Source organism: Mesorhizobium sp. M0522, from assembly GCF_040321085.1.
In the GTDB taxonomy this organism is placed as follows: domain Bacteria; phylum Pseudomonadota; class Alphaproteobacteria; order Rhizobiales; family Rhizobiaceae; genus Mesorhizobium.
This window is the reverse complement of sequence record NZ_JAMYQW010000028.1, coordinates 73739-90417: the sequence shown is the minus strand read 5'-3', so window position 1 is coordinate 90417 and position 16679 is coordinate 73739. Positions and strand designations below refer to the sequence as shown.

Here is a 16679-nt window from a genome sequence, read left to right as displayed (position 1 = left end):
GAGCGATCTGCTCGGCCGGAGCGGATTCTGTTTGCTGCTGCTGATTGCGCCGCTTCTTGCGGGGTTGCTCGGACTCGGCTGGAGCGATCTGCTCGGCCGGAGCGGATTCTGTTTGCTGCTGCTGATTGCGCCGCTTCTTGCGGGGTTGCTCGGACTCGGCTGGAGCCGCCTGCTCGGCCGGAGCGGATTCCGTTTGCTGCTGCTGGTCGCGCTTCTTCTTTCTGGGCTGCTCTGCCTGCTGGCTTTGCGCGCAGGCCTCCGCCGACTCGCCCTCGGCGCAACTCGATTGCACTGGGATGAGCGGCGCTGCGGTACGTTGCACGGGGCTGAATGCGGCATTGCCTTGCAGCGGGAACGCGCCTAGCGGCGCGGACGCCATCAACAGGCCAAGCGCTGTGCCTGCCAGAATCCGTGGTTGGCGTTTCATCATAAACACTCCTTGTGGCGTCCCATCCCTGCCCAAACTTTCAGCAACCATGTTTGGTTCCTGTTTGTAGGTTCTAGCGGTGGCACAGGGCGATTGACCGGCGTTTTGAAGGCGACTTCATGTCATTCGTATGGTCCTGGCGTATGGTCCTGGCGTATGTTCCGGCGTATGGTCCCGGCGTATGGTTCGGACGAGGGTGCACGGTTGCCGTGCTTGACCTTGACGCGTCCGAGGGCCACATGCCGACGATGGAAAAGCCGTTCTGGAAGACCAAGACGCTCGAGGCGATGACCCGGGCCGAGTGGGAATCACTCTGCGACGGTTGTGGCAAATGCTGCCTGTCCAAACTCGAAGACGAGGACACCGGAGAGATCTACTGGACCAGCGTCGGCTGCCGGCTATTCGACGCTGGAAGCTGCCGCTGCTCCGACTATGCCAACCGGCTGGCGCGTGTTCCGGATTGCGTCGGGCTGACGCCGCAGAATGTGCGCACCATCAGCTGGCTGCCCAAGACCTGCGCTTACCGGCTAGTGGCCGAGGGCCGCGATCTCTATTGGTGGCACAGGCTGGTGTCGGGAAGCGACGAGACCGTGCACGAGGCCGGCATCTCGATGCGCGGCCGGGTCAGCGCCAGCGAGACCGACCTTGCCGAGCCGGACGACTATTTCGACCATATGCTCGCGGACGAGCCTTAGGATTTCCTGCGGTAACGAAGACCGGGAACCATGGCAAAAGGGTACGTTCCCCATCTGCCCTGCATAGAACGGTTCCAGAAACGGAGAGACTAACGGCTGGCCCATTCTTGCCGCATGAACGGGGGATGAATGGCCGGTTCGCAAAAAATTCAGACAGGCGGGTGCATTCTCCTCCCATAGTTTCGACGAAAACGGGTGGAAACCCTCAACAAGGAGAGAAGACGATGTTCAACACCATCAAGACGGCGGCTCTTTCGGCTCTTGTCGGCCTTGGCACGCTTGCTGCCATCCCCGCTCATGCTGACAGCATCTATCTCGGCTTCGGCAACAACCAGGATCCGCGCGTCGGCGTCTATACCGGCGACGAAGATGATGGTTACTATCGCGAACACCGCCGTGAGCGCAACTGGCGCCGGTCCTGTTCGCCGGAGCGTGCCATCGACAAGGCCGAACGCATGGGCCTGCACCGCGCCCGCATCATCGACATCAACCGCCGCACGGTCAAGGTTGCCGGCCGCCAGTATGGCGATCGCGTCGTGATCGTATTCGCCAACGAGCGCGGCTGTCCGATCATCTATCGCTAAGGTCTTCGGGCCTGCGGCCGGCTGACTTGCAGCCGGGCCTTTCCGCCAGGACGGAAAGCGCGGCTCAAAAAACCCTGGAGGATCGATCCTCCGGGGTTTTTCATTCTGTAAGCGATGGTCATTTCAATTCGAAAGTCACCGTCACCTGTGCGGTATAGGAATTTTCGCCGGCTTGCACCGGGACCGACGCGCCGGCGGCATCGAATGCCTTGGCGTTGATCGGCATCGGCGGTGGTGCGAAATTCTGGTCGGTGATTTCCAGGACCCGGCCGATGCCGACGCCGGCCGCTTCGGCCAGCGTCTTGGCCTTGGCCGTGGCATTGGCGACGGCCTTCTTGCGCGCCTCGGTGACGGCTGCCGCCGGATCGTCGTTGGAGAAGGAGATGCCGCCGCCCTGGTTGACGCCGAGCGAAACCGCCTTATCGAGAATGTCGCCGGTCTTGTCGATGTCGCGGATGCGCACCGAAAGGGTGTTGGTCACCTGGTAGGCGACAAGCTCGGCCTCCTGGCTGCCGTCGGGCTTGTTGGTGTAGTTATAGCGCGGATTGATCTGGATGCCCGCGGTCTGCAGGTCGCGCTCCTTGATGCCGGACGATTTCATGGCAGCGATCACTGCGGCCATGGCGTCGTTATTGGCATCGAGCGCTGCACGTGCCGTCTTGGCTTCGCGCATGACGCTGAGCGTCAGCAGAGCCAGATCGGGTGCTATCGCCGCCTCGCCTTCACCGGTGACGACGATACGCGGCGGCGGTGGCGAATCGGCGGCGGCCGCGATCGCCGGAAATGCGATTGCGGCGGCAATCGCCAGGGGCAAAATACGTCTGGTCATGAAATCTCCTCGATCTGGGATCCCAAGACAGCCGAGTGTTGGCCGGCGTCCAATGGGCGACGTGCAAAAGGTTATCAATATGGGCTGATTTGGGCGATCTCTGCCAGCCCCCTTGGAACGCCTGCTCGGAAAGCCCTCGGAAAGCCTTGTGCGGTTCAGGGAAAAACACTAATCCAGCGCCGTGGGGCCTGTAGCTCAATGGTTAGAGCCGGCGGCTCATAACCGCTTGGTTGGGGGTTCGAGTCCCTCCGGGCCCACCATTGGCTTTTGTGGCCGTTGATTTAATTGGATTTTTTGGCCATTTTTGTCCCACCTCTTTCAACCCCCTCAGAAAGTGGGACAATTTTGTTCTCTTTTCGATCGATAACCAGCAGGTATTTCGCCGCTCTCGCTACCTTCCGGCGACGCGCTTTCTTGATGTAGTGGTCGGGCTGCTGGTACGTAGTCCACCCATATATCGCCTTCAGCTGCTCGTGCGTCGCGCCGTTCTCAGCGGCGATCGTCGCGCCGGCCTTGCGAATTCCATGAGCACTGCAGTGCGGCAGCTCAGCTTGATCACACCACTGGCGCATCTTGTTGCCCAGACCGTTCTCCGAGAACGGGCGACCATACTCATTGACCAGGAAGGTCATCTGGTCGGAGGGCGTGTGCTCAAGTTCCGCCTCTAGTTCGGGCAGAAGCGGGAGCTCCACCAACACCGCATCCTTGTTACGACTGGTCTTCCCAGGCTTAATTCTGATCCACTTCTCCCACTGCTCGGTCTCCTCGTTGTAGACGAGCGTGATGTGCTGTCGACCGAAGATCGCGACGTCGGACAACCGCAGGCCAGTAAACATGAAGATCGAGAGCGCACGTCTGGCTGCGGTACCCAGCGGATGCCGCTTCTCATATTGAACGATCTCCGACACGTCCCATGGGTGCCAGCCGTCGCCGCTCTTTAGCCGTCTGATGCCGCGGGCGGGATTGGAGTCGACGCCCGGAATCTCTGTGTCCTTTGCCCACTCAAACATCGCGCTGATGGCTTTTACGATATTGTTTGCCGCGCCAAGGGCGTCGAGCCTGGTGTCCCTGATCTCCTTAACATGAGACCGTTTCATACCGGCGAATGGCAGAGATCCCTTGGTGGGATACTGAGGATCCGGGTCACCTTCGAGGGGATGAGGTAATTCGCATACGCGCTCCAGAATTGCTCGTCGGCGCGCCATAGTGTCTTGGGTGATTTCCGTGCCGCCCCGACGGTAATACTCCTGGCAAAGCCACAGCAACGTGCCTTTCTTCGCTGGCTCGGAAGGCTTGGGGAGGCGCCGGCAAATCTCGGGAAGAGTGCCGGGCCGAACATAAGTGACCTCGGCGCGCGCGCACCGCAGTTCCTCGAGGAACTCGTCGCTGCCGGTCGGTTCACGGAGCCGGACCTTCTTCCGACCCGGTGCGCGAAAATAGTACCGATCATTGCCGTGGCGATCAGTGTCCTTCACTACGCCCTTAAGAGCGACCTTCACGGGCTCATCCGTCATGTTCGTGGTTTTCGATCCCAAGGATTGTCTAGTGGCGGCGAATCTTCGTCAAGCTTTGGTGCTCCTCCGATTTGGCGGTGAGGGAGCTTTCGAAACGCCAATACAAGTTCCTCGACGTCCCAAACAATGCGCCCCTTGCTCGGCATTCGTGGCTGCGGCATCCGGCCGTCCTGGACCATTTCATCAAAGGTCGTTGAGCTTACGCCGATGAACGTCGCAGCCTGCTCGCGATTGATTCCTACCGGCGGGAGCGAGGGCGGCAAGACGCTCGGGGTGCGCAGCATCGGTTTAGTGCGTTGAAAGCGCGTCTTTGGCGCCTGCCTGTCTTTCTATGCACCTGTCCGAATATTGCAGACGCTCAATCATGTCCTGGCCCTGTGCTTGCAGGCTCACCCTAGGTCTCCAGACCTAGGATCGCTCAAGACACCGGACTCTTTTCCAGCCTTTGTGTACGATGATGGGTATCTTAATGCGCTCGAGGCCAAGAACTGAATGGGCGGCGACTTGCAAGGGCAAAATGACCGCGGAACCACGTATCTGAGTCAGAGGCGCAATCCAACTGAGGAACGCATGGTTGTGTTTTCAGACGGTTATGACTTTCATGCATGCGTAACAACCAACAAGAATACCAACAAAATATTTCTGTGGATCACTTTCATTCCTCATGGAATGCGCGACTGATTTGGTCCGACAGCGGCTTCACAAAATAAGAAAGCGCCGTACGCTCGCCCGTCTGGATCATCGCTTCGGCCGGCATGCCGGGCACGAGCGTCAGGTCCTTGAGCTTCGTCAGTTCCGCATGCGGAACCGACAGACGCACCAGGTAATACGAGACGCCGTTTTTTTCGTCCGTCGCCAGATCGGCTGCGATCCGGCTGACATATCCGTTCAATACCGGCGTGGTCCTCAGATTGAAGGCTGACATCCGCAGCACGGCCTTGTGACCAAGCTGGATTTGGTCGATGTCCTTCGGGGTGATTCGTGCTTCAAGCGCAAGATCGTCGCCTTCCGGCACGATTAGCATAATCGGATCGGCGGGCGTGATCACTCCTCCGACCGTATGAACTGCGAGTTGTTGAATGGCGCCTGACTGCGGCGCGACAATATCGATCCGTCGCAGTTCCTGTTCAGCCGCCACCTTGCGCTCAACATACTCCCCAACCTGCGCCTGAACCTCTCTGAGCTCCTGGCCGACTTCCGTCTTGAAATCCGGATCGATCTGCAGGATCTGCAGGCGCGTTTCGGCTATGCGGGCTGCCGTCTGTGCCTGATGTGCAATCTTCTCACCGCGTTCGCCGCCGAAAGTGGCAACCTGCGTCTTCAGGCTGTTCAAGCGTTGGTCCGAGACAATGCCTTGGTCGCGCAGCCCACTCAGGGCAGCAATTTCCTTTTGGAGAATCTCGGTGCTTTTCTCACAAGCGATTTCCTGCGCCTTGAGCCCCTCGATCTCGTGCTCATATTGAGTGATGCGTTCCGCTAGCTGCGCCTGCCTTCCGTCGCGGGATTGTCTGCGGAATTCGAACAGCCGCGTCTCGCCATGTACTGCCGAAGCTACGTCCGGAACATCTCTGCGGGCGAGCAGCCAGTCCGGGAAGGCGATCTCCGCCAGATCGTCACGCTCAGCTTCGAGTCGTGCCAGGTTGGCGGCCAGCTCATCGAGCCGCTTGGTGACTACAGCGAGAGTGGCGCGCGTCTGGGTGGCGTCGAGCCGCATGAGGATGTCGCCGGCTTTTACTTTATCACCTTCGCTCACCAGGATTTCTCCCACCACCCCGCCGGTCGGGTGCTGCACCTTCTTCACATAGGAATCGACGACAAAGTGTCCGGACGCGACAACCGCACCGGAGAGATTCGTGAAGGCCGCCCAGGCTCCGGCTCCTCCAACAAAGATCACGCTCGCCAGAAGGCCCGCCACCAGGTGCCGGCGAATGGAGCTGGAAACGTCATTATTCTGATGAATGCCGGCCACCGGGATCCTCCATGTCAGCGCGCTCTCCCACGTTATCCTGTGTAGACTCGATGGCCTTGACGCCAGCGCCTGGTGCCATCGCTGCCCTCTTCAAGACTTTGGAAAGCGCTTCATCACGCGCACCGAATGCTCGCTGCCGTCCACCTTCCATGACCAACACAAAATCCACGGCGCGGATGGCGCTCGGCCGATGGGCGACGACAACCGCAATGCCCTTGCGCCCGCGCACGGAGGCGATCGCCTTGACGACCGCAGCCTCGCCTTCCGCATCGAGATTGGCATTGGGTTCATCCAGCACAACAAGGAAAGGGTCTCGATAAAGAGCACGGGCAAGACCGATACGCTGGCGCTGCCCGGCGGAAAGTGCCGATCCGGCCTCACCAATCGGAGTTTCGTAGCCGTGCTCAAATCGGAGGATCAGTTCGTGCGTGCCCGCTGCTTTCGCCGCGGTGACAATAGCCTCAGGGTCAGGATTATCTTCAAAACGAGCGATGTTTTCGGCAATGGTGCCGTCGAACAGTTCAACACCTTGCGGCAAATAGCCGATATGACGGCCTAGCGCTTCCCGGTCCCATTGATCGAGGCTTGCGCTGTCGATGCGAACCTTTCCGGCGACCGGCGTCCATGCGCCGACGATGGCGCGCGAGAGTGTCGACTTGCCCGAACCCGATGCACCGATGATCCCGAGTGCGCTTCCCGCCTGAACGGCAAACGCAAGGCCGGTCACGGTCGGCTTCCTTTCGCCGGGCGGAACGATTGTCACGCCTTCGAGGCGGAGTTCGCGTTCAGGTGCAGGCATTGGCATAACAGAAGCGGTTTCAGGAACCGTTCCCAGGAGGTCCTCCAGCCGCGCCCAACCCTGGCGCGCCATGAGGAAGGGTTTCCAGCTTGAAATGGCCAGATCGACCGGAGCCAGCGCACGCCCCATCATGATCGAACTGGCAATCATGACCCCGGCCGTAGCCTCCTGCCTGATGACAAGGTACGCGCCGACGGCAAGAATGGCCGATTGCAGCAGCACGCGCAACGACTTTGCAATGCCACCCAGCCCACCTGCCACGTCCCCAGCTTTCCGGTTGGCGGCCAGATACTCGGCATTGGCCTTGTGCCATCGGGCAGCGATCCGCTTTCCGAGACCGAGAGCTTGCACGACCTCGGCATTGCAACGCGCTGCTTGCAGTAGGCCATTGCGTACCATGTCGTGGGCAATGGTCTCGCGTATCGGCCGTTGCGAGAGAGTGTTGGTAAGAAGTGTCAGAGATGTGAGACCGATCGCCCCGATAAGTGCCGTCATGCCGATCCAGAAATGAAAGAGGAAGCAAATGGCAAGATAAAGCAGCATCCATGGCAGATCGAAGAACGCTGTCGGACCGTTTCCACCTAAGAATCCGCGAATATTGTCGAGATCGCGAAGCGGCTGCAAGCCGTCGCCCGGCATGCGCGTTAAAAGCGGAAGGCGAACGATCGCATCGTGAACGCGTCCGGAAAACTGTTCATCGAAACGCTCGCCAATCCGCAGCAGCACGCGGGCGCGCAAAACGTCGAGCAGGCATTGGAACGCATAAAGCCCTGCAGCAAGCACGACGAGCCCCACTAGCGTCGATACGCTGCCACTTGCCAGAACGCGGTCGTAGACCTGAAGCATGAACAGCGGCGAGATCAGCGCAAGCACGTTGACCACGCCGCTGATCAACAGAATTCCCCAAATAGCGGAAGTCAGAGGGAAAGGTCTCAAAGCTGAATCCTTCAAGGAATGGTTACTCACGTAGGTCTCCGTGAGGATCTGGCGACCCAGCTCCCTATATTGCTCCCCGAGCGGCAACCGACTCGCTGATTCAGGATCAGTGCTCCCGCCGAATATGTTTGGTTTGGCATCTAATGGAGCGGGTCAACAACAACACCGTCCGGCTGAAGGTTTGGAAGGGCAACGTCATCGTGGCCGGCCGCAAGGGCCCGAACAGGCTTCCGCCTCCACGCGTTCAGGGAGATTTCGGTGTACGACCAGCGCGACGTGCAGGGCTTCGTCAAGCTGTACACGCTGCGACTGCTCCCGGGCGCCCCGGCCCATCGCAAGTAGCGGAAACGGAAAGCGCCCGCCCAGGGGGGCGGGGCGCTGTTCCGTATGGGTTTTCCGGATCAAACGAAGGTGAAGTCCGACGCGGTCAGGCCTAGGTCGGCCACGGTGACCACACCGCCCAGGTGGACGAACTCATGCGCGCTGTTGTCGGCGGTGACATAGGCCAGAGTTGCGACTCTGTCGGTGTAGCTGCTTTGGTAGACAATGATGTCGCCGGCGTGCTCGCCGGAGATCGCACTCGCGGCTTCAGAAGCAGAGTTGAAAGATTCGCCAGTGATCACCACGACGTGTTCGCCGTTCGCACCCGAGGCCGCACCACTGTAGAAGCTGCTCACCGGGTAGCCGGACTGTATGCTGGCGTTGTTGACGAAGTTCGCGCCAAAACCGTCGTTGTAGAGGCCCACCGCATCGAAGGCGAACTTGTCCTCCGCCGGGTTGAAATCGGTGATAGTGGAAATGTCCGGCTTCGACCCGACACTCGGGACGACCCCAGGCACCGGATTGTGGAACTGGAACACGAACGTGTCACTGTCGGTGCCCCCGGTCAACGTGTCCTGGCCGTCACCCACGTAGACGACATCCTGGCCGGGACCGCCGCTGAGCCTGTCATTGTCCTCACCGGAGATGCGCGCGTTGAAGCGGCCGTTGTCGCCGGAGAGATCGTCCCAGCCATCTCCGCCGAAGATGCGGTCGTTACCCTCGCCGCCAAGGGCTCGGTCACTGCCCGCGCCAGCCGAGATCTCGTCGTTGCCGCCACGACCGTCAATCCAGTCATTGCCCCCGAAACCCTCCATCCAATCTTCAAGCTTGGTGCCGAGGAGTGTTTCGGAACCCGGGCCACCCTCGATAATGTTTGCCATCGAAAATACTCCTAATGATGCACCCTGCCTGACGCGTTTCATATTCCTCATCGGATAATTAGAGAAATCGATTGCTTGGATAGACACGCATTTACGAAATGGATGCACTCACGTTCACTTCCTTCTGCTGAGCAGTTGCGGGCTCGCAGGCGGCGGGGACGCTGGTCGCCGATGCAATCGATGAAGATTCGACACTCAAACCGGGACTAGACTAGGACGAACTTCGTAACGGGGCCGTCCTGGTTGGGCCCCAAACTTCTCTCTGTTTGCTCGACGCCGGCATACCCGCACCGTGAGCGCTGGACGAGGACAAGTTCCGCTGGCGGAGAACGGCGTGATCGGCTTGCCGCGCCGAAACTGATGGCGCTCGTCGAAGGCATGGACTGGACGCGCGTTCGAGCCGAACGGCGACGGCGTCCGGCCGGAAGGCGGTGGCGAAGTGACTCAGGCGCAAAAGGCGGGCTTCAGGCCGTGTAAAACAAGCTCCTGTCGGCGTCATGACGAGAAGCGCTTCGGCCCGTCCCCACGAAATCGATCCGCTCAAGGCGATGTTCGTCGCCATGGCGGCGGAGAAGGCCGAACTGCAACAACTCCGGAGCGAAACACTCAAGGCCGAGATCGTCCGGATGGCGACACTCAACGAGCGTGCCCAGGAGAGGATCGCCGACCTTCATGGGATCGTCAAGCAGCTGGAGCGCGCCGCTTCGGTCGCAGCTCCGAGAAGCTCGAACGTGCCCAGCAGGCCTTCGCCTTCGAAATCCAGACCGGGCTCGGCGCGATTGAGTCCGAGCTCGAGGCCGCAAGACCGACAGGCGAGCCGCGACGTGCTGCGCGACCGCGCAAGGCGTTCCCGGCGCATCTGGAGCGGGTCGAGATCGTCATCCAGCCCGAGCCATGGGGGAAGAAGCGCTCCCGCAGCCAATCGTCCAGTCCGTCAAACGCGGTCGGCCGCACAGGCTTGCGAAACGGAACAGTCCCGCCCTCGCTTAGATACCGAGGCACCGTGTTGCGAGCGCACCCGAATTCGTTCGCCCGTCGGTTCCCCAGCCAAGCTCATGCAGCGGCAGCATCGCTGCCACCTCTTCAGGCTGAAGGATCTGCTCTCCCTGCATCGTTCTCGACAATGCAGGAATCGCCCAATCCCAATCGCCATCCATGCCTCCTCTCATAACCGAGGGGTCGTCGGCCGACAACTGAAACGTCCGGTGCTCTTAGGCGGGGTAATCATACGAGATGCCTCCTGCAACATCATTTCCCGCATCCATAGGCTTGCCGGATCATTATTGTGAAGCGCAGGCCATTGGACGGCCTCCGTGAATGCGGCAGGAAGTGGCGGCGGAAGTTCGACAATCCGCAGGGGTGTTAATTTTGCGAAATGCTGCGCCAGCCGTAAGGGCATTGTCCCGATGCGGTTGGTGCCTGATAGAAGGGGCGGGATCATGCTAAAGCCCTGTACGACGACCTCGATACGTCTCTCGAAACCGTTCTCGAGCAAATACCATTCCTCGATGGAGGGCTGCCGGGTGTCCCCGAATTTAAGCACAACCTGCCCCATCGACAAGTATCGGTCGAATGTAAGTGGCTCTGACAGCTGCTTGTTCGTGCCGCAGCCTACGCATACGAGTATATCTTCGAACAGGGCTGCGCGAGGATGTTTCGACATGAACACTTCCGGCATAATCAGAAAATCAACGTCGCCGCGCCGGAGAAGCTCCTCGGGGTCGTCGGAAATAAGCAGACATTCGAAGCGGACGGCGGGAGCTTCCCGCGCAGCACGCTTTACGATCTTCTTAAAAAATACGAGCGTGAGGTAATCGGAAAGGATGATGCGGAAGCGACGATCCGATCGGGCCGGGTTAAAGGCGTCCCAGGAAATAATCGACAGCTGGATGTGCAGCAATGCCTCCCGGACTGCTGTGGCGAGCCCCTCCGCGCGCGGTGTCAAAATGAGTTCGCGGCCGTTCATCGTAAATAGCTCATCGCTGAAATAGGCGCGTAACCGACCGACGGCGGCGCTCATGGCCGGCTGACTCAGGTTAATACTGCGGGCCGCGGCGGTGACTTTACGCTCCCTGATCAAAGCATCCAGCACAACCAGGAGATTTAGATCGAGTCCCTTAAAACGCATGTATTGACCTATCCGACGCGTGGATGGGTATCGCCCAAAGAAACAATTTTACGAATGGTGAGTAGCGTCAACGCATCAGCCGACGACGAAATAGAGCAACCGATAGGAAGAACGGCAAAACCGTGTATATGCAAAGCGCGCCGATATGCAGGCCCATGCTGCCGGCCGGACGGCCAAGCATCGCCGGACGAATGAGGTCAATTGCATGTGCGAGCGGCAACAAGGAGGCGACGTCCTGAAAAGCGCCGGGCAATTGGTTGACCGGAAACATCGCGCCGCAAAGGAACAGCATGGGTGTTATAACAAGCGTATTATAAAATATGAAATATTCATAACTGGGCGCAAGCGCCGTGACGACCATCGCTAGACTCGCGAAGGCGAGGCCACTGAGAGCGATGACTGGCAGCAAGCAGAGGATGGATGGCCACGATGTGTAGCCGAGCGTGGTGGCAACAATGGTGATTGCTGTGCCCGCCATCAGGGCCTTGGTGGCTGCCCACGCCAATTCGCCGAGTACGATATCGCCGAGCGTCAGCTGAGTGCATAGCATTCCTTCCCAGGTGCGCTGGTTGTCCATGCGTCCGAAACTCCCGTAAACCGTTTCAGCGGTCGCCGATGCCATCGCGCTTGTGGCAACCATGCCAGCCGCGAGAAACGCAATGTACGAAGTGCCCTCAACAGGACCTATCATTGTTCCGATGCCAAAGCCGAGACCGAACAGATAGATCATCGGATCGGCGAGGTTGCCGAGAACCGATGCAAGCCCGATTTTCTTCCATCCAAGATAGTTGCGGCGCCAAACCGCGACCCAATTCCACGCATTGGCGGGCATGCCCGCCGCATAACGTTCGCCCATTGTTCAGTCCTCCATCTCGCGCCCGGTTAGCCGCAAGAACACATCCTCGAGATTGGGGGGACGCTGCAGAAGGCGCAGACCCGCGCGCCCGCGTAGCTGCCCCAGCACCTGCTCCGGATCGGGTGCATAGCAAAAAAGCGTCTCACCGCTCACCTCGATGCGCTGTGCGTACGGCCGGATCAGCGCACCCAGTTCATGCGGATTGCCGCCGTAGACCTCGACCACGTCACAGCCGATCTGCTCGTCAATGAGTGCGGACGGGCGGCCTTCGGCGATCTTGCGCCCCTCCTCCATAACGCACAGCCGATCGCACAGCCGCTCGGCCTCTTCCATGAAATGGGTAGTCAAAAGAATAGTCTTGCCCCGCGCCAGCAGCGATCGCAGCCGTTCCCAGATCAGGTGGCGGGCCTGCGGATCGAGGCCGGTGGTCGGCTCGTCCATCACCAGCAAGTGCGGGTCATTGATCAGCGCACGCGCGAGCGTCAGGCGCCGCTTCATGCCGCCGGACAGTTCGGCGACGCGCGCATCCGCTTTGTTCTCGAGGCGGGCGAACTCAAGCAGCGACGGTATGACCGCTTCGATCTGGCGTCTGCTCATCCGGAAGTAGCGCCCGAACACCAACAGGTTCTCGCGTACAGTGAACGCGGTATCAAGATTGTCGAACTGCGGGACCACGCCGATGCGCATACGTGCCAAACGCGCGCGCGCCGGCACTGGAGCGCCGAGCACAGTAATCTTCCCCGCATCAGGCGATGTCATGCCGAGGACCATACGCGCAATCGTGCTTTTGCCCGCACCGTTCGGTCCCAAGAGCCCGAAGCATTCCCCCGCCGTAACGCGGAACGACAGTCTGTCGACAACGAGCTTGTCATAAGTTTTGCTTACGTCAGTAAGATCGATCGTTACCGTGGACATGGGTTCATTTTACCGAGAGCGTCGCCACGACTGGCGGTTGCTGTTGCCTGCCGGACCTGAAACTGTGACTCGTCTTCGCCATCCCAGCCGTCGATAACGAACTGATCGACATCACAAGGATTTAGCCCCTGTTCCGCCAAAGCGGCGACAATTGCGTCGAGATTATCGATGGTTTGGTAACGCGGATTGTTGTGCCGCTTTTCCTGCTCTACGCAGAAGACGAGCCGTCCATCCTCGACAAGGGCGATCGCCCCATCATGGGTCAGCTTGGTACCACAGATGCGCATAGTGTCTCCACGTTAACGGCGATAGATTCGATTCATCAGGAAGCGGAAAGCGGGTTCCGGAAACGGACGAGCAAGCAGTCTTCGTTGACCGACTCGCCCCGACACTCAAGACGCTCTACCTCGATCAACGTTTCGTTCAGCATGGCGATGACCGGCTCAGCACCAGCGGCGTGACCCCAGCGACGGCAATTAGCATCCCTTGCCGATCCGAAGATCAGATGCCCGCCTGGCGCAAGCACCCGCACCAGGTTTTTGACGGCCGCGCGCATCTCGGCTATGTCTTCGAGGTAGTATAGGACCTCCGCCACAACGATCAGGTCAAACAACTCGTCGGTCGAAAACTGTTGAACATCGGAGACTATCCAGTTGATGCGCGACGGCTCCTTTATCCGTTGACGTGCTCGAGCAATCGCTTGCGCCACGACATCGATGACGGTGAGCCCTTGGCAGTAGGGGGCTAGTTTTTCCGTGAATGCGCCGGCAGCGCACCCGACTTCGAGGGCATTTGTAATGGAGCCTTGGGCAAGCGCCAGCTGGAGCATTTGCGTGTGGCGCTCCCGCTCGAACGGATTGCCGTCGAGGCGCCACGGATCGTCTGCGGCCAATTCCCGATCGAGCAACTGATGATTCATGTTCTGGGTCAAACTCGTCCACCTCTCGTCCACCTAGGTAATTAGCGATCACTCGTCGCCGCAAATGTTGCCCGAAAGCGCTAATCCCGAAGAATCCCGCCCAAGATTGAGCCTGCGAAGCGGAGCTGCATGCGGTGAGAATTCTGCCCTGCTTGATCCAGTGATCGGAGTTTGGGTGGGGGCCTGTTTTCCCCCAGTGTTCGATGTAGCGACAGCAGAGCTTCGCGACAGCCAATCGCTATTGCTCAATGTACACAGCGCGTAGGCCTTCAAGGGAAGTAAGAGAAAGATGTTGATGAACGTGTGCAGGGAAAAGCCCAGAAATCGAAACTGTCGAGCACGAACTGCTACCACGCTGCATCGGACCATGGTCATGCACACAATCATCAGTCCTGTCCACCAAGGCACAGTGCCTGTCAGTGCGAAATGTGCGAGGCCCGTTAGTACCGATAGGGCGAGGAGTAGCGCCCCGAGATTCTGTCCGACCACGTCCAACGTGAGATAGCTATTGAGGCCGGGCAGCAAGCGCAGCCCAAGCAGCGTGTCCCGGAATGTGCTTCGTGCCCAACGGAGTTGTTGGCGCAGATACGGTCCGAGTCTGTTCGGAACGACTGTGGCCGCGATGGCGCTCGGAACGTACTCGGTTCGAAAGCCTGCTTTCAGCATGAGGATAGTGAGATGGCGATCCTCACCGAAGTCGCTTGGCTTGCCCCGAAAAAATTGCGACTCGTACTGGTCCAGTAACAAAAGGAGCGCAGACCGGCGGTACATGGCACATGGGCCGCAACAGCACATAACGGCACCGAAGCGAGCCTGTGCCGCGCGCTCCTCGTTGCAAGCCAGCCAGTACTCCATGTCTATCAGCCTGGTCAGCCAGCTCTCGCTCCGGTTACTGGCCGTCAACTGACCCATGACTGCGCCGACCGCTGGATCTCGCATCTTCGGTACAAGCTTGGTAATGACGTCGGACGCGAGTATCGTGTCTGAATCAACGTTAAGCACCAAATCCCCGGATGAGCGGCGTATCGCGGCGATCTGTGCCTTGCGCTTTCCAACATTCTCGGGAAGCAAAATGATGTCGAACCTAGGGTCGCGCGCGTAGGTTTCGTGGACAGTTCCTACGGCTTCGCGATTTCCAGAACCGTCATCAACCACATAGACCCGAAGTCTTCCGGCGTATTCTTGGTCTGCAATGGAAGCCAGGCACTCTGAAAGCGTGCGCGGATCCTCGTTGAAGCAGGGGACGATGACATCCACGCTGGGCAGTTGATCGGAGCCGACGAGATCCTCCAACGCCGATGAGTCGTTTGTCGGCAGAGCATAAATCCCCTGCATGCTCTTATAAGCAGTCGAGAGCAGTGCATATAGCGAAATGGCCACAGTGCTGGTTGTACCAAGAAGAGTCATGGGATCTCGTTTGTTCAGTGATGTTGAGGAAGTGAGCGGATTACAAATCCGCGCTCATGAAGTGCTGGAATCAGCCGGGACAGCGCCGTGACCGTCTGGTCGCGCAGACCGGCGTGAGCGCCCTGGCTCAACTCGCCGGGAGGGCATCCGTCGTGTAAGAGTACGATTGCGCCCGGCCGGACAGAGGCGAGCACGGTATCGATAATCGCGTCGACCCCAGGGCGAGACCAATCTCGAGGGTCGACGGACCAATGGAGGGCCGTCAGCCCGGCGATCTGTGACGCTGTGAAGACTTCTTCGCTCCAGGCGCCGTAGGGCGCGCGAATGTAGCGCACCGAGGCCTGAGGGCACGCCCTCATGATGGCGCCGTTCGCTTCATAGATCTCACGTTGCACTTCGCCGAAGCCGCATTTGTACAGATCCGGATGAGTCATCGTGTGGTTGCCTAGCTCGTGCCCTTCTGCAAACATTCGTTGGATTAGATCCGGGTGCTCTAAGGCGTAGGCGCCGATGACGAAGAAAGTCGCCGGCACCCGCTGCTCTGCCAACACATCCAGAATCTCCGGTGTGAAAAGTGGATTGGGACCGTCGTCGAACGTCAGATAAACGCTGCGACGGCTGGTGCCGTCGGAGCACTCACGGCGCACTTCGTAGCAATCGGGACGGCTCATAGCTCTGGTCCGTTCCGATCGATCATTGCGCCGGTGGGCCATTCGCTGATCGGTCGTCCAACTGGCAGAACAATGACGAGTGCGTCATCGATGCGTGTGGGCGGCAGGTCGAGGCGCGCCTCTGGTCGGGTGGAGCGCACGCGAATTCCCGACAAAACAGCCAAAGGGCTGTATCGCCGCCCGAACCTCTCAACATGATTCCGCAGCGCGTCCCGGACGGTTCCGAAAGCGAATGGAACGCCAAGCTCCTGCAGTGTTGGAAGCATGACATGGATCGAATGGGCGATTCCGAGGCCCTCAAGATCCGGACGTACCCCGTACAGGCCCAGCTCAGCCACCAATAGATCGACCGCGTCAACCTTGACGAAACGGCGCAGTATGCCCATATGGGCCGCTACACCGCTCGAATCATAGGCGATTACGCGGAGTTCAGGCCTGGCTCCGGCCCAGCTTCGACTACCTTCGAACGGTTCTGCGTTGCACGCCCCAGTCGGCCCATAGGTATTTCGAAAGAACTTGGCGAGCTCGACATGGTCGGAGAGCTGCAACTCATTTTCCCAGCACAACTTCCACTGCACCTGCGAGCGCATTCAGGATCTCTCTTTCTTATTAGTTTCTTGCGGGCCGCATTACCCGGCCAAAGCGGCGGCGTTGTTTGACTGCACTCAACCGTTGTCGTTAGCGAAGGTGAGCCAGCCGGTCGGGCTCGCAAATGAGCTCTCTCGATGTTCCCGCCCGTGTCGCGGCGCCGTCGATTTGAGCTTGACGTCGGTCATTTACGTTCCTCTAATGCATGGTTCGTAAATTCGTAAAATTGATTGTTTAGAT

The 16679-nt window shown here is 59.4% G+C and carries 15 protein-coding genes, 1 tRNA gene and 4 pseudogenes; 4 read left to right on the top strand and 16 right to left on the bottom strand.

All coding sequences use genetic code 11. The features are described from left to right. Nucleotides 1–427, bottom strand: a pseudogene (locus NKI58_RS25415) (OmpA family protein); the annotation flags it as partial. A 248-nt stretch (nt 428–675) separates the two neighbouring features. Here NKI58_RS25415 and NKI58_RS25410 point away from each other — a divergent pair. Together NKI58_RS25410 and NKI58_RS25405 are read left to right on the top strand one after the other, a co-directional pair. Beyond that, nucleotides 676–1122 (top strand): YcgN family cysteine cluster protein, encoded by a 447-nt coding sequence (locus NKI58_RS25410; protein ID WP_352457557.1) that lies wholly within the window; start codon nt 676–678, stop codon nt 1120–1122. A gap of 224 nt (nt 1123–1346) precedes the next feature. Continuing rightward, nucleotides 1347–1706, top strand: a complete 360-nt coding sequence (locus NKI58_RS25405) for a hypothetical protein (RefSeq protein ID WP_352787156.1) — start codon at nt 1347–1349, stop codon at nt 1704–1706. A 118-nt stretch (nt 1707–1824) separates the two neighbouring features. Here the strand turns inward: NKI58_RS25405 and NKI58_RS25400 are convergent, their stop codons facing one another. After that, nucleotides 1825–2535: an SIMPL domain-containing protein gene (locus NKI58_RS25400; protein ID WP_352457554.1), complete on the bottom strand. Its 711-nt coding sequence runs from the start codon at nt 2533–2535 to the stop codon at nt 1825–1827. 184 nt (nt 2536–2719) lie between these two features. Here NKI58_RS25400 and NKI58_RS25395 point away from each other — a divergent pair. Beyond that, nucleotides 2720–2795 (top strand) — tRNA-Ile (locus NKI58_RS25395). A gap of 21 nt (nt 2796–2816) precedes the next feature. Here NKI58_RS25395 and NKI58_RS25390 read toward each other — a convergent pair. The 5 genes from NKI58_RS25390 to NKI58_RS25370 all read right to left on the bottom strand — a co-directional run bounded on the left by NKI58_RS25390 (nt 2817) and on the right by NKI58_RS25370 (nt 9629). Further along, a complete protein-coding gene (locus tag NKI58_RS25390; RefSeq protein ID WP_245274750.1) occupies nt 2817–4034 on the bottom strand; it encodes a tyrosine-type recombinase/integrase in 1218 nt (405 codons plus the stop codon). Nucleotides 4035–4704: 670 nt separating this feature from the next. Beyond that, nucleotides 4705–6018 (bottom strand): HlyD family type I secretion periplasmic adaptor subunit, encoded by a 1314-nt coding sequence (locus tag NKI58_RS25385; RefSeq protein ID WP_023678274.1) that lies wholly within the window; start codon nt 6016–6018, stop codon nt 4705–4707. Next, nucleotides 5996–7768, bottom strand: coding sequence for a type I secretion system permease/ATPase (locus NKI58_RS25380; RefSeq protein ID WP_245274754.1), 1773 nt, complete (start codon nt 7766–7768; stop codon nt 5996–5998). Before NKI58_RS25380 ends, NKI58_RS25385 begins: the two co-directional genes overlap by 23 nt. Nucleotides 7769–8154: 386 nt before the next feature. Beyond that, nucleotides 8155–8955 (bottom strand): calcium-binding protein, encoded by an 801-nt coding sequence (locus tag NKI58_RS25375; RefSeq protein WP_023678272.1) that lies wholly within the window; start codon nt 8953–8955, stop codon nt 8155–8157. A 464-nt stretch (nt 8956–9419) separates the two neighbouring features. After that, entirely contained in the window at nt 9420–9629 is a 210-nt protein-coding gene (locus tag NKI58_RS25370; protein WP_023678271.1) for a hypothetical protein, read from the bottom strand. A 32-nt stretch (nt 9630–9661) separates the two neighbouring features. Here NKI58_RS25370 and NKI58_RS25365 point away from each other — a divergent pair. Continuing rightward, nucleotides 9662–9820 (top strand): annotated as a pseudogene (locus tag NKI58_RS25365) (IS66 family transposase); the annotation flags it as partial. A 29-nt stretch (nt 9821–9849) separates the two neighbouring features. On the opposite strand, the pseudogene NKI58_RS25360 reads toward NKI58_RS25365, so the two are convergent. The 9 genes and pseudogenes from NKI58_RS25360 to NKI58_RS25320 form a co-directional block, all read right to left on the bottom strand. Continuing rightward, nucleotides 9850–10112 (bottom strand): annotated as a pseudogene (locus NKI58_RS25360) (hypothetical protein); the annotation flags it as partial. A gap of 8 nt (nt 10113–10120) precedes the next feature. Then, nucleotides 10121–11083, bottom strand: coding sequence for a LysR family transcriptional regulator (locus NKI58_RS25355; protein WP_352853881.1), 963 nt, complete (start codon nt 11081–11083; stop codon nt 10121–10123). 67 nt (nt 11084–11150) lie between these two features. Continuing rightward, the gene (locus NKI58_RS25350) at nt 11151–11939 is read right to left on the bottom strand and encodes an ABC transporter permease (RefSeq protein ID WP_023678268.1); all 789 of its coding nucleotides are present in this window, start codon (nt 11937–11939) and stop codon (nt 11151–11153) included. Between the two features lie 3 nt (nt 11940–11942). Beyond that, nucleotides 11943–12854, bottom strand: a complete 912-nt coding sequence (nodI, locus tag NKI58_RS25345) for a nodulation factor ABC transporter ATP-binding protein NodI (RefSeq protein ID WP_023678267.1) — start codon at nt 12852–12854, stop codon at nt 11943–11945. Between the two features lie 38 nt (nt 12855–12892). Next, a pseudogene (locus NKI58_RS25340) lies at nt 12893–13141 on the bottom strand (carbamoyltransferase N-terminal domain-containing protein); the annotation flags it as partial. Nucleotides 13142–13176: 35 nt separating this feature from the next. After that, the gene (gene nodS / locus NKI58_RS25335) at nt 13177–13773 is read right to left on the bottom strand and encodes a nodulation methyltransferase NodS (protein WP_352450799.1); all 597 of its coding nucleotides are present in this window, start codon (nt 13771–13773) and stop codon (nt 13177–13179) included. A gap of 48 nt (nt 13774–13821) precedes the next feature. After that, entirely contained in the window at nt 13822–15180 is a 1359-nt protein-coding gene (gene nodC / locus NKI58_RS25330; protein WP_352853880.1) for a chitooligosaccharide synthase NodC, read from the bottom strand. Between the two features lie 14 nt (nt 15181–15194). Beyond that, nucleotides 15195–15851 (bottom strand): chitooligosaccharide deacetylase NodB, encoded by a 657-nt coding sequence (nodB, locus tag NKI58_RS25325; RefSeq protein ID WP_352586914.1) that lies wholly within the window; start codon nt 15849–15851, stop codon nt 15195–15197. Then, entirely contained in the window at nt 15848–16441 is a 594-nt protein-coding gene (locus NKI58_RS25320; protein ID WP_023678262.1) for a NodA family N-acyltransferase, read from the bottom strand. Before NKI58_RS25320 ends, nodB begins: the two co-directional genes overlap by 4 nt. Nucleotides 16442–16679 lie beyond the last annotated feature (238 nt).

Excerpts from the sequence above, each read along its gene's own strand:
- nodB (WP_352586914.1), bottom strand. The coding sequence starts at position 15,851 with ATGAGCCGTCCCGATTGCTACGAAGTGCGCCGTGAGTGCTCCGACGGC.
- NKI58_RS25355 (WP_352853881.1), bottom strand. The coding sequence starts at position 11,083 with ATGCGTTTTAAGGGACTCGATCTAAATCTCCTGGTTGTGCTGGATGCT.
- nodS (WP_352450799.1), bottom strand. The coding sequence starts at position 13,773 with ATGAATCATCAGTTGCTCGATCGGGAATTGGCCGCAGACGATCCGTGG.
- NKI58_RS25370 (WP_023678271.1), bottom strand. The coding sequence starts at position 9,629 with ATGAAGGTCGGCGATCCTCTCCTGGGCACGCTCGTTGAGTGTCGCCAT.
- nodI (WP_023678267.1), bottom strand. The coding sequence starts at position 12,854 with ATGTCCACGGTAACGATCGATCTTACTGACGTAAGCAAAACTTATGAC.
- NKI58_RS25400 (WP_352457554.1), bottom strand. The coding sequence starts at position 2,535 with ATGACCAGACGTATTTTGCCCCTGGCGATTGCCGCCGCAATCGCATTT.
- NKI58_RS25350 (WP_023678268.1), bottom strand. The coding sequence starts at position 11,939 with ATGGGCGAACGTTATGCGGCGGGCATGCCCGCCAATGCGTGGAATTGG.
- NKI58_RS25320 (WP_023678262.1), bottom strand. The coding sequence starts at position 16,441 with ATGCGCTCGCAGGTGCAGTGGAAGTTGTGCTGGGAAAATGAGTTGCAG.
- NKI58_RS25410 (WP_352457557.1), top strand. The coding sequence starts at position 676 with ATGGAAAAGCCGTTCTGGAAGACCAAGACGCTCGAGGCGATGACCCGG.
- nodC (WP_352853880.1), bottom strand. The coding sequence starts at position 15,180 with ATGACTCTTCTTGGTACAACCAGCACTGTGGCCATTTCGCTATATGCA.
- NKI58_RS25405 (WP_352787156.1), top strand. The coding sequence starts at position 1,347 with ATGTTCAACACCATCAAGACGGCGGCTCTTTCGGCTCTTGTCGGCCTT.
- NKI58_RS25375 (WP_023678272.1), bottom strand. The coding sequence starts at position 8,955 with ATGGCAAACATTATCGAGGGTGGCCCGGGTTCCGAAACACTCCTCGGC.